A 15,515-nucleotide genomic window follows, 5' to 3' on the forward strand; every position below is an offset into this window, starting at 1 on the left:
AATGGCAGCGCACTGACCCGCTCCGCCTCCGGCTGTCTCGGTGAAACGCTGGCCAGGCGCGATGCCGTGACTGGCACGTTTCTCGCGTATGAAGACTGCTCAAAATCTTCATACAAAAAGATGAACGGGAAAAAAGACTTCTCCGGGAAGGTGTTGCGGGCGCCGTCGGCGACCGTGCAGGGATTTCTGCCGCTGCTGTGCGTGCCCGTCATCGGGGCATGGGGCACCGCGCTGGCGCACGAAGCGGCGCCGTCCGCTCACCACCTCGACACGGTGACGGTCGAGGGCCACTACGACAATGCGGTCGGCACTTCGGACGCGGCCAGCCAAGGCCGCGTCACCGCGCGGCTGATCGAGAACCGGCCGACGCTGCGTCCGGCCGAGGTGCTGGAATTCGTGCCCGGCGTCATCGTCACGCAGCATAGCGGTGGCGGCAAGGCGAACCAGTACTTCCTGCGCGGCTTCAACCTCGACCACGGTACCGACTTTGCCACCTATATCGATGGCATGCCCGCCAACATGCCGACGCACGCGCACGGCCACGGCTACACCGATCTGAACTGGCTGATCCCGGAGCTGGTCGGCCGCATCGACTACCGCAAGGGCCCGTACTACGCCGAAGAGGGCGACTTCGCGTCGGCCGGTTCGGCACGGCTGCGGCTGGTCGATCGCCTCGATTACGGCACCGCCGAAGTGACGATCGGCCAGGATGGTCACCGGCGCGGTCTGCTGATGAACTCGCACGCGCTCGGCGCCGGCACGCTGCTCTACGCGCTGGAGACCTCGCGCAGCGACGGCCCCTGGGACAATCCGGAAGACTTCCGCCGCATCAACGGCGTGCTGCGCTACACGCTGGGCGAGGGCGCGGACCGCACCTCGGTCACCGCGATGGCGTACACCGCGCGCTGGGACTCGACCGACCAGATTCCGCTGCGCGCCGTGCAGTCCGGCCGGATCGGCCGCTACGGCACGGTGGACCCGACCGACGGCGGCAAGACCCAGCGCTACAGCCTGTCGGTCGACCACCAGCGCGCCTGGGACGACGGCGCCTTCCGCTTCAACGCCTACGCCATCCAGTCCGAACTGGACCTGTGGTCCAACTTCACCTACTTCCTCGACAACCCGGCTGACGGCGACCAGTTCCGTCAGTCCGAACGGCGAACCGTGCTCGGCATGGCGATGAGCCGCAGCTGGGACGGCCAGCTCGCCGGCCGGCCGATGACCCACACGCTGGGCGTGCAGATGCGGCACGACCGCCTGAGCCCGGTCGGGCTCTACACCACGGTCGCCCGCCGCACCACCGGCGTCACCCAGCAGAGCGACGTACGCCAGACCAGTGTCGGCCTGTACGGCGAAAACAGCGTGCAATGGACGCCCTGGCTGCGCAGCCTGGCCGGGCTGCGGCTCGACCACCACGACTTCGACGTCGCAAGTTCGATCGCCGCCAACAGCGGCGACGCGAACGACCACATCGCCTCGCCCAAGCTGTCGTTCATCTTCGGGCCGTGGGCGCGCACCGAGTACTTCGTGAACTACGGCCATGGCTTCCACAGCAACGACGCCCGCGGCACCACGGCACGCGTCACCGCCCGGGGCGGGCTGCCGGCCGATCCGGTGGACGCGCTGGTGCGTAGCAAAGGCAGCGAAGTCGGCGTGCGCACCGAGTTCGTGCCCGGCCTGCAGAGCTCGCTGGCCGTGTGGACGCTGAAGCTGGATTCGGAACTGCTGTTCGTCGGCGACGCCGGGGAAACCGAGCCCAACCGCGCCAGCCGGCGCAGCGGCATCGAATGGAACAACCGCTGGACGATGCGTCCGTGGCTGCTGTTCGACCTCGACATCGCCGCGTCGCGCGCCCGCTTCACGGAGGACGATCCAGCCGGCAATCATGTGCCGGGCGCGGTCGACCGCGTGGTCGCCGCCGGCCTCAGCCTGACCGACGACAACCCGCTGGTCCGCGGCTGGTTCGGTCACCTGCAACTTCGCCACGTCGGCCCGCGTCCGCTGGTCGAAGACAATTCGGTCCGTTCGGGCTCGACCACGCTGGCGTACCTACGCGTCGGTCACCGCCTCAGCCGCGACCTGCGGCTGATGCTCGACGTGTTCAACCTGTTCGACAGCGGCGACAACGACATCGAGTACTTCTACACCTCGCGCCTGCGCGGCGAGGCGGCTGGCGGTGTCGACGACCGCCACTTCCATCCGGTCGAGCCGCGCAGCCTGCGCCTCACGTTGAGCGCCCGCTTCTGACGGAGTGCGTGACTGGCCGACCCGTCGGACGGCGAACCGAAGCGGTGTCCGACGGACGAGTCGGCGGGAACTACTCGATCCTGTCCAGCGCCGCCTTGAAGTTCTGCACCGTGCGTTCGACGTTCTGCAGCTTGTCCAGACCGAACAGGCCGATGCGGAAGCTGCGGAAGTCGGCCGGTTCATCGACCTGCAGCGGCACGCCGGCGGCGATCTGCAGACCCTGCGCCATGAACTTCTTGCCGTTCTGCATATCCGGATCGCTGGTGTAGCTGACCACGACGCACGGCGCCTTGAAACCTTCGGCGGCCACGCTTTCGAAGCCGCGCGCTTCCATCAGTGCACGGATCTGGCGGCCCAGCTCGATCTGGTTGGCTTTCACCTTGTCGAAACCGAAGCTTTCGGTTTCCAGCATGACCTTGCGCAGCTGCGTCAGACCGTCGGTCGGCAGCGTGGCGTGATAGGCATGCCCGCCGCCTTCATAGGTTTCCATGATCTGCAGCCACTTCTTCAGGTCGGCGGCGTAGCTGGTGCTGGTGGTCGAATCGATGCGTGCGCGGGCGCGCTCGCCCAGCATGACCAGGCCGGCGCACGGCGAACCGCTCCAGCCCTTCTGCGGCGCGCTGACGACGACGTCGATGCCCAGTGCGCCCATGTCCACCCACAGCGTGCCGGCGGCGATGGCGTCCAGCACGAACAGGCCATCGACCTCGCGAACCGCGGCGGCGACTTCGCGCAGATAGTCATCCGGCAGCTGCAGGCCGGCCGACGTTTCGACCTGCGGTGCGAATACCACGGCCGGTTTGTGTTCGAGAATGGCGGCGACCACTTCACTGATCGGCGGCGGCGCGAACGCCTTCTGCGACCCGGGCACCGGCTGGCGCGCCTTCAGTACGACGGACTCGGACGGGATGCGGCCCATGTCGAAAATCTGTGTCCAGCGGAAGCTGAACCAGCCATTGCGGATCACCATCACCTTCTTGTCGGTGGCGAACTGGCGCGCCACCGCTTCCATGCCGAAGGTACCGCTGCCCGGCACGACGACCGCCGATTTCGCGTTGTAGACCTGCTTGAGCACGCGCGAAATGTCCTTCATGACGCCCTGGAAGGACTGCGACATGTGGTTCAGCGCGCGGTCGGTGTACACGACCGAATATTCGAGCAGCCCCTGGGGGTCGACATTGGGCAACAGGCTGGGCACGGTGTTCTCCGGATAGATGAGGTGGTGTGACAGGACCGCGCCGTCGCTCGTGGCGGCGGCAGGGCAGTGCCTGTGACGATTCGACGGGTCGTCGGTCGGCGGGTGGCCGGGCCGTGCGTACTCGAAGGCCCGCGATTCTAAATCACCGCGCGCCGGTTCGCTCGATCGGCCCGCGCAACCCGTCAGGGCAGCGTTCGTCGGGTCTGCTAACGTCCGGTCTGGCATGCACCGTGCGCGCATGCCGCGTCACCACCCGTGAGGACCCACCATCGTGTCTGACCTGAAGGACCCGCGTGTGCTGTTTGCCGCCGAGCGGACGCTGCTGGCGTGGAACCGCACCAGTCTGGCGCTGATCGCCTTCGGCTTCGTCGTCGAACGCGCCGGCATCCTGATCCGGCTGGTGTCGCCGGCACAGCAGGGGGCCGGCCTGTCCGGCGCGTCGCTGTGGTTCGGGCTGGCGTTCATCGTGCTCGGCGCATGGGTGGCCGGGTGGTCGTCGCGGCAGTACCTGCGCCTGCTCCGCACGCTGACACCGGCCGAATTTCCACCCGGCTATGGCGCGCGCTGGGGCGCCTGGGTGAATATGGTTGTGGCGGCACTGGCGGCCGGGCTGGCGGTCATGCTGTACCGGGCGGCCTGAGCGCCCTGCCTGAGCGGGAGAGATCATGATGCGTCGACGGATCGATTCGGGTTCCACCTTCGAGGCGCAGGCGGCCTACTCGCGCGCCGTGGTCGACGGCGACTGGATCTTCGTGTCCGGCACCACCGGCTTCGACTATTCGACCATGACGATCGCCGACGATCTCGTCGCGCAGACCGCACAGTGCTTCCGCAATATCGAAGCCGCGCTGGCACAGGCCGGTGCGACGCTGGCGGACGTCGTCCGCGTGACCTACATCGTGCCCGATGCGACGTCGTTTCCGCAGTGCTGGCCGGTGCTGCGCAAGCACTTCGGCGACGTGCGGCCGGCGGCCACCATGCTGTCCGCCGGCCTGGCCGACCCGCGCATGAAGATCGAGATCGAAGTGACCGCCCGGCGCCGCAGTACAACGACCGACTGATTCCCATGGCATGGTGAGGCAGGGTGTGCGCTAGACTGCGCCCATCGCATACCATGACGATCACATGTCACTCGCCATCCTGCGCAGCCGCGCGCTGGCCGGCCTGCACGCACCGGAGGTCGCGGTCGAAGTGCACGTCGCCAACGGTTTGCCCGCGTTTTCGCTGGTCGGCCTGCCCGATGCGGAAGTGCGCGAAGCGCGCGACCGCGTGCGCGCAGCCATCCTGAGTTCCGGCTTCGAGTTTCCGGCCCGGCGCATCACCGTCAATCTGGCACCGGCCGATCTGCCGAAGGAATCCGGTCGATTCGACCTGCCGATCGCGCTCGGCATTCTGATCGCGTCCGGTGCGCTCGCCGCGCCCACGCTCGACCATCATGAGTTTGCCGGCGAGCTGTCTTTGACCGGCGCGCTGCGCCCGGTGCGCGGGGCGCTGCCGATGGCCCTGGGCGCGCGCGACGCCGGTCGCTGTTTCGTGCTGCCGGCGGAATCGGCAGCCGAGGCGGTGATGGTCGCCGGCATCGATGTGCGCGCCGCCCGCTCGCTGCTCGACGTGTGCGCCCACCTGTGCGGTCGCGAGGCGCTGCCCCGCGCGAAGGCGCCCTCGCAGCGCGCAGCACCGGTCTGGCCGGATCTGGCCGATGTGCGAGGCCAGCTGCAGGCCCGCCGTGCGCTGGAAATCGCTGCTGCGGGCGGTCATTCTCTGTTGCTGAGCGGACCGCCCGGCACCGGCAAATCGATGCTGGCGGCGCGTCTGCCTGGCCTGCTGCCGGATCTTGAAGAAGCCGAGGCGCTGGAAACAGCGGCCGTGCTGTCCGGCGCCGGCCTGTTCGATGCCGCCCGCCTGACGCACCGGCCGTTCCGTGCGCCGCACCATTCGGCCAGCGCAGCTGCGCTGGTGGGCGGCGGTGCCGTGCCGCGGCCGGGCGAGATTTCGCTGGCGCACCACGGCGTGCTGTTTCTCGACGAACTGCCCGAATTCGACCGCCGCGTGCTCGAAGCGCTGCGCGAGCCGCTGGAAACCGGCCATGTGACGATTGCGCGCGCGGCCCACCGGGCACAGTTTCCGGCGCGCTTCCAGCTGGTCGCGGCGATGAACCCCTGCCCGTGCGGCTATCTCGGCCATCCGTCGGCGCGCTGCCGCTGCACACCGGATCAGGTGGCGCGTTACCGGCACCGCCTGTCGGGCCCGCTGCTCGACCGTATCGACCTGCTGGTGACCGTTGCACCGCTGGCCGAGCATGAATTGCGCGCCGGTGCGGGCGAGCCGACGTCGGTGGTGCGTGCGCGGGTGCTGGCGGCACGCAGCCGGCAGCGGGTGCGTCAGGCACGGCCGAACCAGTCACTGGAGGCGGCTGACATCGATCTGCACTGTGCGCTGACCGATCCGGCGCGTGCGCTGCTCGGTCAGGCGATGACGGCGCTCAACCTGTCGGCGCGCGCCTATCACCGTTGTCTCAAGGTGGCGCGGACGATCGCCGATCTGGCGGACATGGATTGCATCGCCCCGGCGCATGTGGCCGAAGCCATCCAGTACCGGCGCGCGCTCGACGCACCGGTACGTCAGGACCTGCGATGACGTATCGACAGGCCTGCGGCCGCGGCTTCAGTGCTGGCCGCCCAGCTGCCGGAAGCGCACGAGGTCGTCCTGGAAGCGCTGCTGCGTCTCGACCAGATCGCGCTCTTTCGAGGCGATGTTGTCGGCCAGCAGGCGCATGTCCTGCGCGTTGGTTTCGAGCCGGTCCTTGATGACCGGCGGCACCGGCTTGCCGGCGAAGCGCGCGGCGTCGGCTTCCAGCTTGACGTGACGCTGCTTCAGCGTCTGCGCCTGGTCGCGCAACTGCGTCAGCAGTTCCTCAATGTCGGTCACGCGGCGCTTGCGCGCCATGTCGATGTCGCGCTCGCTGGAATAGGTGTTGAGCAGCGTGGCGTCGCGCCGGCGCTGCTCCTGGCGCGCGCGATCGTCCTCGCTGGCCTTCAGTGCTTCGGCGTCGCGCTTTGCGCGCTGTTCGGCGCTGATCGGCGCATCGACCTGCTTCACGGTCGCGCCCTGCTTGTTCAGCTCGCGATAACTGCGGTCGGCACAGGATTCCGGCAGCACGTCGCCGCATACCTGATGTCCACGCGCGTCCTTGCAGCAATAGACGCGCGCTTCGGCGAGCGGCGCGTGCACCAGGCCGATCAGGGCCAGGCCGGGCAGCAGGTGACGCAGTTCCAGGGTGATCATCTTCAGGTGCCGACTCCGTATTGCGTGCGATACGCCTGTACCGCCGCCAGATTGCTCTCCATGCCGGGGGTGAGCTGCAGATAGCCCACCAGATCATCGAGACTGGCGCAGGCCACCACCGGTATGCCATACAAACGTTCCACTTCCTGAACCGCTGACAAGGCGCCGCTGCCGCGCTCCATGCGGTCGAGCGCGATGGCCACGCCGGCCGGGGTCGCGCCGGCGGCACGGATCAGTTCGACCGACTCGCGCACCGACGTGCCGGCGCTGATCACGTCATCGATGATCAGCACGCGACCCTTGAGTGGCGCGCCGATCAACGTGCCGCCCTCGCCATGGTCCTTCGCTTCCTTGCGATTGAACGCGAATGGCACGTCGCGACCCCGCTGCGCCATCTGCATCGCCGCGCCGGCGGCCAGCACGATGCCCTTGTAGGCCGGGCCGAACAGCATGTCGAACGCAGGCGCACGGTTCAGGATGGTTTCGGCATAGAACTCGGAAAGCTTTAGCACCGACGCGCCGCTGTTGAACAATCCGGCGTTGAAAAAATACGGTGACTGGCGGCCCGCCTTGGTGGTGAAGCGGCCGAAGCGCAGCACGCCGGTGTCACAGGCGAACTGCACGAATGAACGTCTAGAATCCACGGAATTTCCCAACGAATCGGATAAACCGGCCATGTTACGTATCGTGTCGCTCAACCTCAACGGTATCCGCTCGGCCACGACAAAGGGTGTGTGGACCTGGCTGGCGGGCGAATCGCCGGACGTGCTGGCGGTACAGGAGCTGAAGGCGCAGGCGGCCGATCTCGACGATGCGATGCGCGCGCCCGCCGCCCTCGGCGGTCTGCCCGGCCATTTCCACTACGCGCTGAAGAAGGGGTACAGCGGCGTGGGGATTTACTCGCGGCGCGCGCCTTCGCGTGTGATCACCGGCTTCGGCGTGCAGGAATTCGACGACGAAGGCCGCTACGTGGAAGCCGACTTCGGTGATCTGACGGTCATTTCGCTCTATCTGCCGTCCGGCTCCAGCGCACCGGAGCGGCAGGAGGCGAAATTCCGCTTCCTCGACGCCTTTGTGCCGCATCTGGCGGCGCTGCGCGCCAGCGGCCGGGAAATCGTCATCTGTGGCGACTGGAACATCGCGCACCGGGAAATCGACCTGAAGAACTGGAAGGGGAATCTGAAGAATTCAGGCTTCCTGCCCGAGGAGCGGGCGTGGATGAGTGCCCTGCTCGGGCAGGGCGGCTGGGTCGATGTCTATCGCAGCCTGCACCCCGACGCCACCGAGGACTGCTACACCTGGTGGAGCAACCGCGGCCAGGCGCGCGCAAACAATGTCGGATGGCGCATCGACTACCAGATCGCGACCCCGGGAATCGCCGCGAAGGCCCGCGCAGCGCGGGTCTTCAAGGACCATAGATTCAGCGATCATGCGCCGTTGATTGTCGACTACGATGTCAGTCTGCCCTGACCTTTCTGCCTCGAGCCATCGGGATTTCCGTTCATCACAGGAGTGCTTCATGAAGACAAGCCGTGTCGTGCTGTTCGCCCTGCTGACCGCACCATTCGCCCTGCCGCTGCCGGCTTCGGCGTACGACCGCATCTACGCCTTCGGCGACAGTCTGTCGGATGACGGGAATCTCTACGCACTGACCGGAAACCTCTATCCGCCCCTTCCCTACTTCGGGGGGCGGTTGTCGAACGGCATCACGGCGGTCGAGTACCTGGCCGACACGCTCGGCGCCGGACTGTCGAACTTTGCCGTGGCGGGCGCCCGTACCGGCACACCGGTCGGCGGCGGTTCGGACAATTTCATCGATGACGACGAGTCGGTGTTTCCGCCGAACTTCTTCAACGGCACCGGCGTCGTGGCGCAGGTCAATGGCTACCTGGGCGGCAGCGGCGGAACCGCCAGTGCGAGCGGTTTGTACTTCATCTGGGCCGGCCCGAACGATTACTTCATGCTGTCCGAAGCGACACCGGGTTCGGTCGATCCCGCGGACTACGTGACGAACGCCATCGGCAATCTCTACAGCTCGGTCACCACGCTGTATGCCGCAGGTGCAAAGAATTTCCTGATCCCGAACCTGCCCAATCTCGGGCTGGTGCCCGAACTGGCCGATGACGATCCCTTCATTTCGCTGGTGGCCACGCAGATATCGCTTGGACACAATGCCGCACTGGCCGATCTGCTGGCCGATCTCGACGCTGCGCTGCCGGACGCGAACTTCTTCACCGCCGACACCTTCGCACTGACCACCGCGGCCAATGCCGATCCGGCAGCGTTCGGCTTCACGAACGCGACGGACGCCTGCATCGAAAGCGTGTCCTGCGTCGACGGCAACGGTGCCGGATATCTGTTCTGGGATGGTGTGCACATCACCACGGCAGCTCACCAGCAGGTCGCGTCCGCCTTCGCATCCGCGCTCGCGCCGGTGCCCGAGGCGCAGACCTGGGCCATGCTGCTGGCCGGTCTTGGCCTGATCGGCGTAGCCGGTCGCCTACGTGCTTCAAGGGTGCAGGCCCACACAGGCGCGTTGCATGAGGCAACTTAAGGGGTTAACTTCGTGTCTTTCGAGGCACCCCATTCAACAAGGAGAACATCAATGTCCGAACTCATCGATCAATCAACCGTCACCAAGGAAAAGCTGATCGCGGACCTGAAGGTGGTGATCGCCGACGCCGAAGAACTGCTCAAGGTGACGGCCAACCAGGCGGGCGAAAAAGTCGGCGAACTGCGTGTGCGCATGCAGGAGAACCTGACGGCCGCGCGCCACAAGCTGGCCGACGCCGAAGCCGCGCTGAAGGAAAAGTCGCGCGAAGTGGCACGCGTCACCGATGACTACGTGCACGATCATCCGTGGAAGGCGATCGGCGTTGCGGCGGGTGCCGGCTTGCTGATCGGGCTCCTGATCGGTCGTCGCTGAGCGCGATGTCGGAATCGCAACGGCCCGAGCGTCTCGCGGTATCGCTGAAGGGCTTCTTCTCCAGCCTGATCGAACTTGTTCATGTCAGGCTGGAGTTGATCACGGTCGAGGCGCGCGATGAAGCGCTGCGTCTGACCGAATTGCTGGTGTATGGCGCCCTGGCCATCGCCTTCCTGACCTTCGGCATCGCCTTTGTGGCGGTGCTTCTGACGGTTCTTCTGTGGGACAGTCACCGCCTGCTGGCGCTGACGCTGTTTTCCACACTGTTCATCACGCTCGGTGTGCTTGCCGCGGTCGTCGCGCGGGCGCGCATGGCAGAGGGCACGCGTCTGTTTGCGTCGTCGCTCGACGAGTTGAAACGCGACCGCGACAGCCTGCGCCCATGAACCCGCAACGCATGCGCCTTGCTCTGGCGCGCGAGCGGCTGCTCGAGCGTTCCCGTCTGCTGCGCGGCATTGCGGTGGAACAATCGGCCGCGCTGTCACCGGCATTGCGCTTTGGCGACTCGGTGCGCGATGGTGTGCAGTGGGTGCGGCTACATCCTGAGGTCATCGCCGCGGCAGCGGTCGGCATCTTCCTGCTGCGGCCGCGTCGCGTCTGGCGCTGGGGCCTGAGGCTGTGGGGTGGCTGGCGCCTGCTGCAGCAGGTGCAGCACAGGCTGGGGTCCGGCAGCCGGCGATCGTGATCCGCGCCCGGATCGGAATTGCCGGCCGGCGGGCCCCGGATCAGCGCCGGTAACTCAAGTTTTCGGCAAGATTGCCGAATTCAGCTCACTGCCATCGTTCCGACATCCGACATGTCCTCCCATACCGCACAGGAACTGGCGCAGCGCACGACAGAGCTGGTGACCCTGCCGGCCATCTACCACCGCGTGAAACAGGTGTTCGACGACCCGGAAGGCTCGGTACTCGACCTCGCGAAGGTGGTGGTGGCGGATCCCGGCATCACGATGCGTGTGCTGCGCGTCGTCAACAGCGTGTTCTACGGCTTTCCCGGCAAGGTGGAAACCATGTCGCGCGCGGTCAGCGTCCTTGGCATGCAGCAGGTGCACGACATCGTTCTGGCCACCACGGTCACCGCAGTCTTCTCCGGCATGCGCCCCGAGCGCATGGATGTCGCACGCTTCTGGCGCGCGTCCGCGATGCGCGGGCTGCTGGCGCGCGCGGCCGCCAAGAGCTGTGGGCTGCTCGATGCCGAACGTCTGTTCGTCGGCGGTCTGCTGGCCGACATCGGCCACATGGTGATGTACATGCACGTACCGCAGCTGGCCGAGGCGGCGCTGCTGGAAAGCCGCGCGGCAGAGGTACCCCCCGAACAGATTGAACGTGCGCTGATCGGATGCGACTACGCCGCCGTCGGTGCCGAACTGCTGCGGGCATGGCAACTGCCGACCAGCTTTTCGACGGCGATCGGTGCGCAGATCGATCCGGCACGCGGTGCGCCGCATGAATTCGAAGCCTGCCTGCTGCACTTTGCGCGCCGCGCGGTGGGTGAGGACGCCGAACTGCTCGATTCGGCCCGGATCGTGGCCACCGTCGTCCCCGAGGCGTGGCACATGACCCGGCTGGAACCGCAGGCCTTCGAAGGCGCATGCGCCGAGGCAGGCAGTTCGATGGCGGCGGTCATGGGCCTGTTCTTCCCGGAATACGCCTGACCCGCGGCTGTTGGACCGGCGCAGTCGCGCGGTCGGTCGGTGGGGCTGGTATCTTCCGGCCTTGTTCCCGCCCCGCACCTGTGCCTCGCCCGTGACCCCGCACTCCACTGATGCCGGCTGGCTCGACAGTCTGAAGGTCTATGCCCACCCACGCGTCGCCGGCATGCTGTTTCTCGGCTTTTCCGCCGGTCTGCCGCTGATCCTGGTGCTCGGCTCGTTGTCGTACTGGCTGCGTGAGGCGGGCATCGATCGCTCGACCATCGGCTATTTCAGCTGGATCGGCCTCGCCTATGCCTTCAAGTGGATGTGGTCGCCGCTGGTCGACCGCCTGCCGCTGCCGCTGCTGACCGGTCTGCTCGGTCGTCGTCGCAGTTGGCTGCTGGCGTCGCAGCTCACCATTGCGCTGGCGTTGCTCGGCATGGCGGCAACCGATCCGGCGGAAAACCTGAGCCGCATGGCGTACTGCGCGCTGGCCGTTGCGTTTGCGTCGGCGACGCAGGACATCGCGCTCGATGCCTACCGCATCGAGGCGGTCGAGCAGCGGCTGCAGGGCGCGATGGCAGCGACCTACCAGGGCGGCTACCGCATCGCGATGATCGTCGCCTCCGCCGGTGTGCTGTGGCTGGCGGCCTCGGTCGATGCCACCGAGCTGGTCTATGAGCACGCGCCCTGGCGCTTTGCCTACCTGGTGATGGCGGCCAGCATGTCGGTCGGCGTGGTGACCACGCTGCTGATCCGCGAGCCCGAGGTGGTGGTGTCGGCCGAAACCGTGCAGCGCGAGGCGCGCGCCCGCGACTGGCTGGTGCGCGAAGGCCTGCACGGCCCGCTGCTGCGGCTGGCGGCTTGGCTGCACGGCGCCGCGCTGTCGCCACTGCTCGACTTCATCCGCCGCTACCGCTGGCAGGCCGTGCTGCTGCTGGCCCTGATCGGCACCTACCGCATTTCCGACGTGGTCATGGGCATCATGGCCAACGCTTTCTATGTCGACATGGGCTACACGAAGGATGAGGTGGCGACGGTCGCCAAGGTGTACGGCGTGGGCATGACCATCGCCGGTGCGGTGATCGGCGGTGTGCTGACTGCCCGCATCGGCGTCATGAAGACGCTGTTTCTGGGTGCGCTGCTGTCGTCGGTCACCAATCTGCTGTTCGTCTGGCTGGCCGGTCGCGGCCATGACGTGAGCGGCCTCATCTTCGCGATCTCGGCCGACAACCTGTCGGCCGGCATTGCGTCGTCCGCCTTCGTGGCCTATCTGTCAGGGCTGACCAATGTGGCGTACTCGGCCACGCAGTACGCGTTGTTCAGTTCGCTGATGCTGCTGCTGCCCAAATTCATCGCCGGCTTTTCCGGCGTGGTGGTGGACGCGCGCGGTTACGAGTTCTTCTTCACCGGCACCGCGCTGCTCGGCGTGCCGGTGCTGGCGCTGGTCTGGCTGGCGGCGCGGGCGGAACGGGGCAGGTAGCAAGGGTCAAGGCGGCGCCTGTTTCCGGGTGCCCGACGCTTTGCGCGATCGCTTGCGGATGTTCAGCGTCGCTTCGCGCGCGCCTGTTCCAGCTGTTCGCACAGTTGCGCCGCGCCGTCGAGAACGCGCGGCGTATTGCGCTGCAGCCGTTCCGGCGGAATGAAATACAGATTGTCCCGGGCAACGGCCGGCAGGCTGCGCCAGCGCCGCCACGCGTCCAGCCACTCGGGGCGCCCATCGGCCATGCCGCTGGCGACGATGACCTCGGGTGCGGCGGCCAGCACCGCCTCTTCGGTCACCGTTGGCGCGAGGATGGCCAGATCGGCAAACACATTGCGTCCGCCGCACAGCGCCATCACGGCGCTGATCAGATGCTCGCCATTGACCGTCATCGGCGGCCGGTCCCAGATCTGGTAGAACACGCCGACCGGCGGGCGGGACGCGTAGCGGGCGGCCAGCCTGTCGCGTCGTGTGCGGAAGTCGAGCGCCGCGGCCTCCGCGACCTGCGACGTACCGGCGAGCCGGCCGAGCAGTTCGAGCGTGCGCGGGATGTCATCCAGCGAGCGCGGTTCGCTGACGAAAACCGGAATGCCCAGCCGGTCGAGCTGACCGTATTGCGCGGCGCGGGTGCTGCTCTGCCAGGCGATGACCAGATCGGGCTTCAGCGCGGCGACCGCCTCGATGTCGACGGCGCTGGAACTGCCGACCCGTGGCAGCGCCTGCGCCGCCGGCGGAAAATCGCTGTACTCCACCGCGCCGACCAGCTTCGCACCTGCGCCGGCGGCGTACAGCAGTTCGGTCACGTGCGGCGCGAGACTGACGATGCGCTGCGCGGGGGCCGGCAGCACGACGCGGCGTCCGGCGTCGTCGGTGACGCTGACGGCGGCGCGTGCCGGCGTTGCGGCAAGCATCAGTCCGATCAGCAGCCAGGCCGGACGCATCATGCCGGCACGAAATAGCGACGCTCACCGTCGCGCAGCTCGCGCAGCGGGTGGCAGAACGCGCGGGACAGCGTATCCGGCTGCAGCACCGCGTCGACCGCTCCGCACACCCACTCGCCGCCGCCGGTCAGCAGCAGCACGCGGTCGCAGAAACGCAGCACCTGATTGAGATCGTGCAGCACGGCCACCACGGCGCGTCCTTCGTCGTGCGCCATGCCGGCGAACAGCGACAGCGTGTCCATCTGGTAGTCGAGGTCGAGATGGGTGACCGGCTCGTCGAGCAGGCACAGCGGCGCGTCCTGCGCCAGCAGTGCGGCGATGGCCACACGCTGTCGTTCGCCGCCGGACAGCGTGCGCACATCGCGTGCCTCGAAGCCGGTGAGCGATACGCGGCCCATCGCGTCGAACGCGACCTGCACGTCGTGGGCGCTGTCGTCCGACCAGCGGCCGATGTGCGGGTGACGGCCGACCAGCACGGTGTCGAGCACGGTCGACGCGAAGGCGTCTTCGTGCGACTGCGGCAGCAGCGCGCGCCGGCACGCCAGCGCGCGCGGCGCCATCGACGCGATCGGTACGCCGTCGAGCGTCAGCGTGCCGGCAAGCGGTGCGCGCAGCCCGGCCAGCGTGCTCAGCACGGTGGACTTGCCGATGCCGTTGCGGCCGATGACGGCGAGCATTTCACCCGGCCGGATGTCGAGGTCAAGCGCGGCGCACAAGGTGCGTCCGTCGATGCCGACGCTGACACCGCGCGCGACGAGCAGGGGCGGGGCGGTGCTCATTGACGGCGATGCAGCAGGAACAGGAACACCGGCACGCCGAGCAGCGCCGTCAGCACGCCGACCGGCAGTTGCGCCGGCGCGATGAGGGTGCGCGCCGCGGTATCGGCCAGCAGCAGCAGCAGGGCGCCAGCCAGCGCACTGGTCGGCAGCAGCAGGCGCTGGTCGTTGCCGAGCGCCAGCCGCATCAGGTGCGGCACGACCAGACCGACAAAGCCGACCGCGCCGACCGTGGTCACCGCGACGGCGGTCAGCGCCGACGCGATCAGATAGATCGCCAGGCGCAGGCGCAGCACCGGTACGCCGAGCGTCTGCGCGGTGAGGTCGCCGCGTGCCAGCAGGTTCAGGTCACGCGCCAGCGGCAGGCACACCAGCACGCCGATGGCCAGCACCCACAGCGCAGCCGCGGGCGGCGCGGCCACACCGGCGTCGCCCATCAGCCAGAACAGCATGCCGCGCAGCGACTGCTCGTTCGCCACGGTGAGCATGAAGGACACCGCCGCGCCGCAACCCGCCGACACGATGACGCCGGTCAGCAGGAGCCGGGTCGGCGTGCGCCCGCCCTCGCCATGGGCCAGCCCGAACACCAGCGCCATCGCAGCCAGCGCGCCGGCAAAGGCGGACAGTTCGAACAGCGCACCGGCCAGCCCGGCCGTCATGGCCAGCAGCGCACCGACCGAGGCGCCGCCGGAAATGCCGAGCACGTAAGGGTCGGCCAGCGGATTGCGCAGCAGCACCTGCATCAGCGCGCCGGCCATCGCGAGCAGTCCGCCGCAGGCGGCCGCCGCCAGCACGCGTGGCAGTCGCAGGCCGAGCACCACGTCGCCGGCCACCCCGGCATCGCCGCCGGTCGCGATCTGCCACAGCTGCGCAAGGCTGACCGGCACGCTGCCGAGCGACAGCGACAGCGCGATTGACAGCAACAGGCCGACGGCGAGCAGCGGCAGCGCCAGGGTGCGGCGGCGCGGCGCGCGGGTGCGCACGGACGCGGGGGGCTGCATGGCGTCAGCAGGGATCGACATGTGT

The 15,515-nt window shown here is 67.8% G+C and carries 17 protein-coding genes; 11 read left to right on the forward strand and 6 right to left on the reverse strand.

Annotated elements, in window-relative coordinates; genetic code table 11:
- The first annotated feature begins 120 nt into the window (after positions 1-120).
- The gene (locus ACTIFF_RS05135; RefSeq protein ID WP_439535865.1) at positions 121-2,247 is read left to right on the forward strand and encodes a TonB-dependent receptor; all 2,127 of its coding nucleotides are present in this window, start codon (positions 121-123) and stop codon (positions 2,245-2,247) included.
- 70 nt (positions 2,248-2,317) lie between these two features.
- Here the strand turns inward: ACTIFF_RS05135 and ACTIFF_RS05140 are convergent, their stop codons facing one another.
- On the reverse strand, positions 2,318-3,445 hold the full coding sequence (locus ACTIFF_RS05140) for an alanine--glyoxylate aminotransferase family protein (protein WP_439535866.1): 1,128 nt from the start codon (positions 3,443-3,445) through the stop codon (positions 2,318-2,320).
- Between the two features lie 271 nt (positions 3,446-3,716).
- Here ACTIFF_RS05140 and ACTIFF_RS05145 point away from each other — a divergent pair, with 271 nt between their 5' ends.
- The 3 genes from ACTIFF_RS05145 to ACTIFF_RS05155 all read left to right on the forward strand — a co-directional run bounded on the left by ACTIFF_RS05145 (position 3,717) and on the right by ACTIFF_RS05155 (position 6,082).
- A complete protein-coding gene (locus ACTIFF_RS05145) occupies positions 3,717-4,085 on the forward strand; it encodes a YidH family protein (RefSeq protein WP_439535867.1) in 369 nt (122 codons plus the stop codon).
- A 28-nt stretch (positions 4,086-4,113) separates the two neighbouring features.
- Positions 4,114-4,506, forward strand: coding sequence for a RidA family protein (locus tag ACTIFF_RS05150; RefSeq protein ID WP_439535868.1), 393 nt, complete (start codon positions 4,114-4,116; stop codon positions 4,504-4,506).
- Between the two features lie 64 nt (positions 4,507-4,570).
- Positions 4,571-6,082: a YifB family Mg chelatase-like AAA ATPase gene (locus tag ACTIFF_RS05155; RefSeq protein ID WP_439535869.1), complete on the forward strand. Its 1,512-nt coding sequence runs from the start codon at positions 4,571-4,573 to the stop codon at positions 6,080-6,082.
- 27 nt (positions 6,083-6,109) lie between these two features.
- Here the strand turns inward: ACTIFF_RS05155 and ACTIFF_RS05160 are convergent, their stop codons facing one another.
- Positions 6,110-6,730 (reverse strand): hypothetical protein, encoded by a 621-nt coding sequence (locus ACTIFF_RS05160; RefSeq protein ID WP_439535870.1) that lies wholly within the window; start codon positions 6,728-6,730, stop codon positions 6,110-6,112.
- A gap of 2 nt (positions 6,731-6,732) precedes the next feature.
- Positions 6,733-7,353 carry an orotate phosphoribosyltransferase gene (pyrE, locus tag ACTIFF_RS05165; RefSeq protein ID WP_439535871.1) on the reverse strand — a complete coding sequence of 207 codons (621 nt, stop codon included), beginning with the start codon at positions 7,351-7,353 and terminating at the stop codon, positions 6,733-6,735.
- 52 nt (positions 7,354-7,405) lie between these two features.
- On the opposite strand from pyrE, the gene ACTIFF_RS05170 reads away from it, so the two are divergent.
- From ACTIFF_RS05170 to ACTIFF_RS05200, 7 genes are all read left to right on the forward strand, one after another.
- On the forward strand, positions 7,406-8,200 hold the full coding sequence (locus ACTIFF_RS05170) for an exodeoxyribonuclease III (protein WP_439535872.1): 795 nt from the start codon (positions 7,406-7,408) through the stop codon (positions 8,198-8,200).
- A 49-nt stretch (positions 8,201-8,249) separates the two neighbouring features.
- Positions 8,250-9,284, forward strand: a complete 1,035-nt coding sequence (locus tag ACTIFF_RS05175) for an SGNH/GDSL hydrolase family protein (RefSeq protein WP_439535873.1) — start codon at positions 8,250-8,252, stop codon at positions 9,282-9,284.
- A gap of 51 nt (positions 9,285-9,335) precedes the next feature.
- Positions 9,336-9,656, forward strand: a complete 321-nt coding sequence (locus ACTIFF_RS05180) for a DUF883 family protein (RefSeq protein WP_439535874.1) — start codon at positions 9,336-9,338, stop codon at positions 9,654-9,656.
- A gap of 5 nt (positions 9,657-9,661) precedes the next feature.
- Positions 9,662-10,042: a phage holin family protein gene (locus ACTIFF_RS05185; RefSeq protein WP_306476287.1), complete on the forward strand. Its 381-nt coding sequence runs from the start codon at positions 9,662-9,664 to the stop codon at positions 10,040-10,042.
- Complete coding sequence (locus ACTIFF_RS05190; protein WP_439535875.1) at positions 10,039-10,341, forward strand: YqjK family protein; 303 nt, start codon at positions 10,039-10,041, stop codon at positions 10,339-10,341. The genes ACTIFF_RS05185 and ACTIFF_RS05190 overlap by 4 nt, the downstream gene beginning before the upstream one ends.
- Positions 10,342-10,452: 111 nt before the next feature.
- On the forward strand, positions 10,453-11,310 hold the full coding sequence (locus tag ACTIFF_RS05195; RefSeq protein ID WP_439535876.1) for an HDOD domain-containing protein: 858 nt from the start codon (positions 10,453-10,455) through the stop codon (positions 11,308-11,310).
- Positions 11,311-11,473: 163 nt separating this feature from the next.
- Positions 11,474-12,772: an AmpG family muropeptide MFS transporter gene (locus ACTIFF_RS05200; protein ID WP_439536088.1), complete on the forward strand. Its 1,299-nt coding sequence runs from the start codon at positions 11,474-11,476 to the stop codon at positions 12,770-12,772.
- A gap of 62 nt (positions 12,773-12,834) precedes the next feature.
- Here the strand turns inward: ACTIFF_RS05200 and ACTIFF_RS05205 are convergent, their stop codons facing one another.
- Genes ACTIFF_RS05205 through ACTIFF_RS05215 form a run of 3 tightly spaced genes read right to left on the reverse strand, consistent with a single transcriptional unit; the run spans position 12,835 to position 15,490 of the window.
- Positions 12,835-13,716 (reverse strand): cobalamin-binding protein, encoded by an 882-nt coding sequence (locus tag ACTIFF_RS05205; protein WP_439535877.1) that lies wholly within the window; start codon positions 13,714-13,716, stop codon positions 12,835-12,837.
- Positions 13,713-14,492 (reverse strand): ABC transporter ATP-binding protein, encoded by a 780-nt coding sequence (locus ACTIFF_RS05210; RefSeq protein WP_439535878.1) that lies wholly within the window; start codon positions 14,490-14,492, stop codon positions 13,713-13,715. The genes ACTIFF_RS05205 and ACTIFF_RS05210 overlap by 4 nt, the downstream gene beginning before the upstream one ends.
- Positions 14,489-15,490 (reverse strand): FecCD family ABC transporter permease, encoded by a 1,002-nt coding sequence (locus tag ACTIFF_RS05215; RefSeq protein WP_439535879.1) that lies wholly within the window; start codon positions 15,488-15,490, stop codon positions 14,489-14,491. Before ACTIFF_RS05215 ends, ACTIFF_RS05210 begins: the two co-directional genes overlap by 4 nt.
- Positions 15,491-15,515: the final 25 nt, after the last annotated feature.

Source organism: Methyloversatilis sp. (genome assembly GCF_051861465.1).
Classification (GTDB): Bacteria; Pseudomonadota; Gammaproteobacteria; order Burkholderiales; family Rhodocyclaceae; genus Methyloversatilis.

Excerpts from the sequence above, each read along its gene's own strand:
- ACTIFF_RS05135 (WP_439535865.1), top strand. The coding sequence starts at position 121 with ATGAACGGGAAAAAAGACTTCTCCGGGAAGGTGTTGCGGGCGCCGTCG.
- ACTIFF_RS05150 (WP_439535868.1), top strand. The coding sequence starts at position 4,114 with ATGCGTCGACGGATCGATTCGGGTTCCACCTTCGAGGCGCAGGCGGCC.
- ACTIFF_RS05155 (WP_439535869.1), top strand. The coding sequence starts at position 4,571 with ATGTCACTCGCCATCCTGCGCAGCCGCGCGCTGGCCGGCCTGCACGCA.
- ACTIFF_RS05160 (WP_439535870.1), bottom strand. The coding sequence starts at position 6,730 with ATGATCACCCTGGAACTGCGTCACCTGCTGCCCGGCCTGGCCCTGATC.
- ACTIFF_RS05170 (WP_439535872.1), top strand. The coding sequence starts at position 7,406 with ATGTTACGTATCGTGTCGCTCAACCTCAACGGTATCCGCTCGGCCACG.
- ACTIFF_RS05175 (WP_439535873.1), top strand. The coding sequence starts at position 8,250 with ATGAAGACAAGCCGTGTCGTGCTGTTCGCCCTGCTGACCGCACCATTC.
- ACTIFF_RS05180 (WP_439535874.1), top strand. The coding sequence starts at position 9,336 with ATGTCCGAACTCATCGATCAATCAACCGTCACCAAGGAAAAGCTGATC.
- ACTIFF_RS05185 (WP_306476287.1), top strand. The coding sequence starts at position 9,662 with ATGTCGGAATCGCAACGGCCCGAGCGTCTCGCGGTATCGCTGAAGGGC.
- ACTIFF_RS05190 (WP_439535875.1), top strand. The coding sequence starts at position 10,039 with ATGAACCCGCAACGCATGCGCCTTGCTCTGGCGCGCGAGCGGCTGCTC.
- ACTIFF_RS05195 (WP_439535876.1), top strand. The coding sequence starts at position 10,453 with ATGTCCTCCCATACCGCACAGGAACTGGCGCAGCGCACGACAGAGCTG.
- ACTIFF_RS05200 (WP_439536088.1), top strand. The coding sequence starts at position 11,474 with ATGCTGTTTCTCGGCTTTTCCGCCGGTCTGCCGCTGATCCTGGTGCTC.
- ACTIFF_RS05205 (WP_439535877.1), bottom strand. The coding sequence starts at position 13,716 with ATGATGCGTCCGGCCTGGCTGCTGATCGGACTGATGCTTGCCGCAACG.
- ACTIFF_RS05210 (WP_439535878.1), bottom strand. The coding sequence starts at position 14,492 with ATGAGCACCGCCCCGCCCCTGCTCGTCGCGCGCGGTGTCAGCGTCGGC.
- ACTIFF_RS05215 (WP_439535879.1), bottom strand. The coding sequence starts at position 15,490 with ATGCAGCCCCCCGCGTCCGTGCGCACCCGCGCGCCGCGCCGCCGCACC.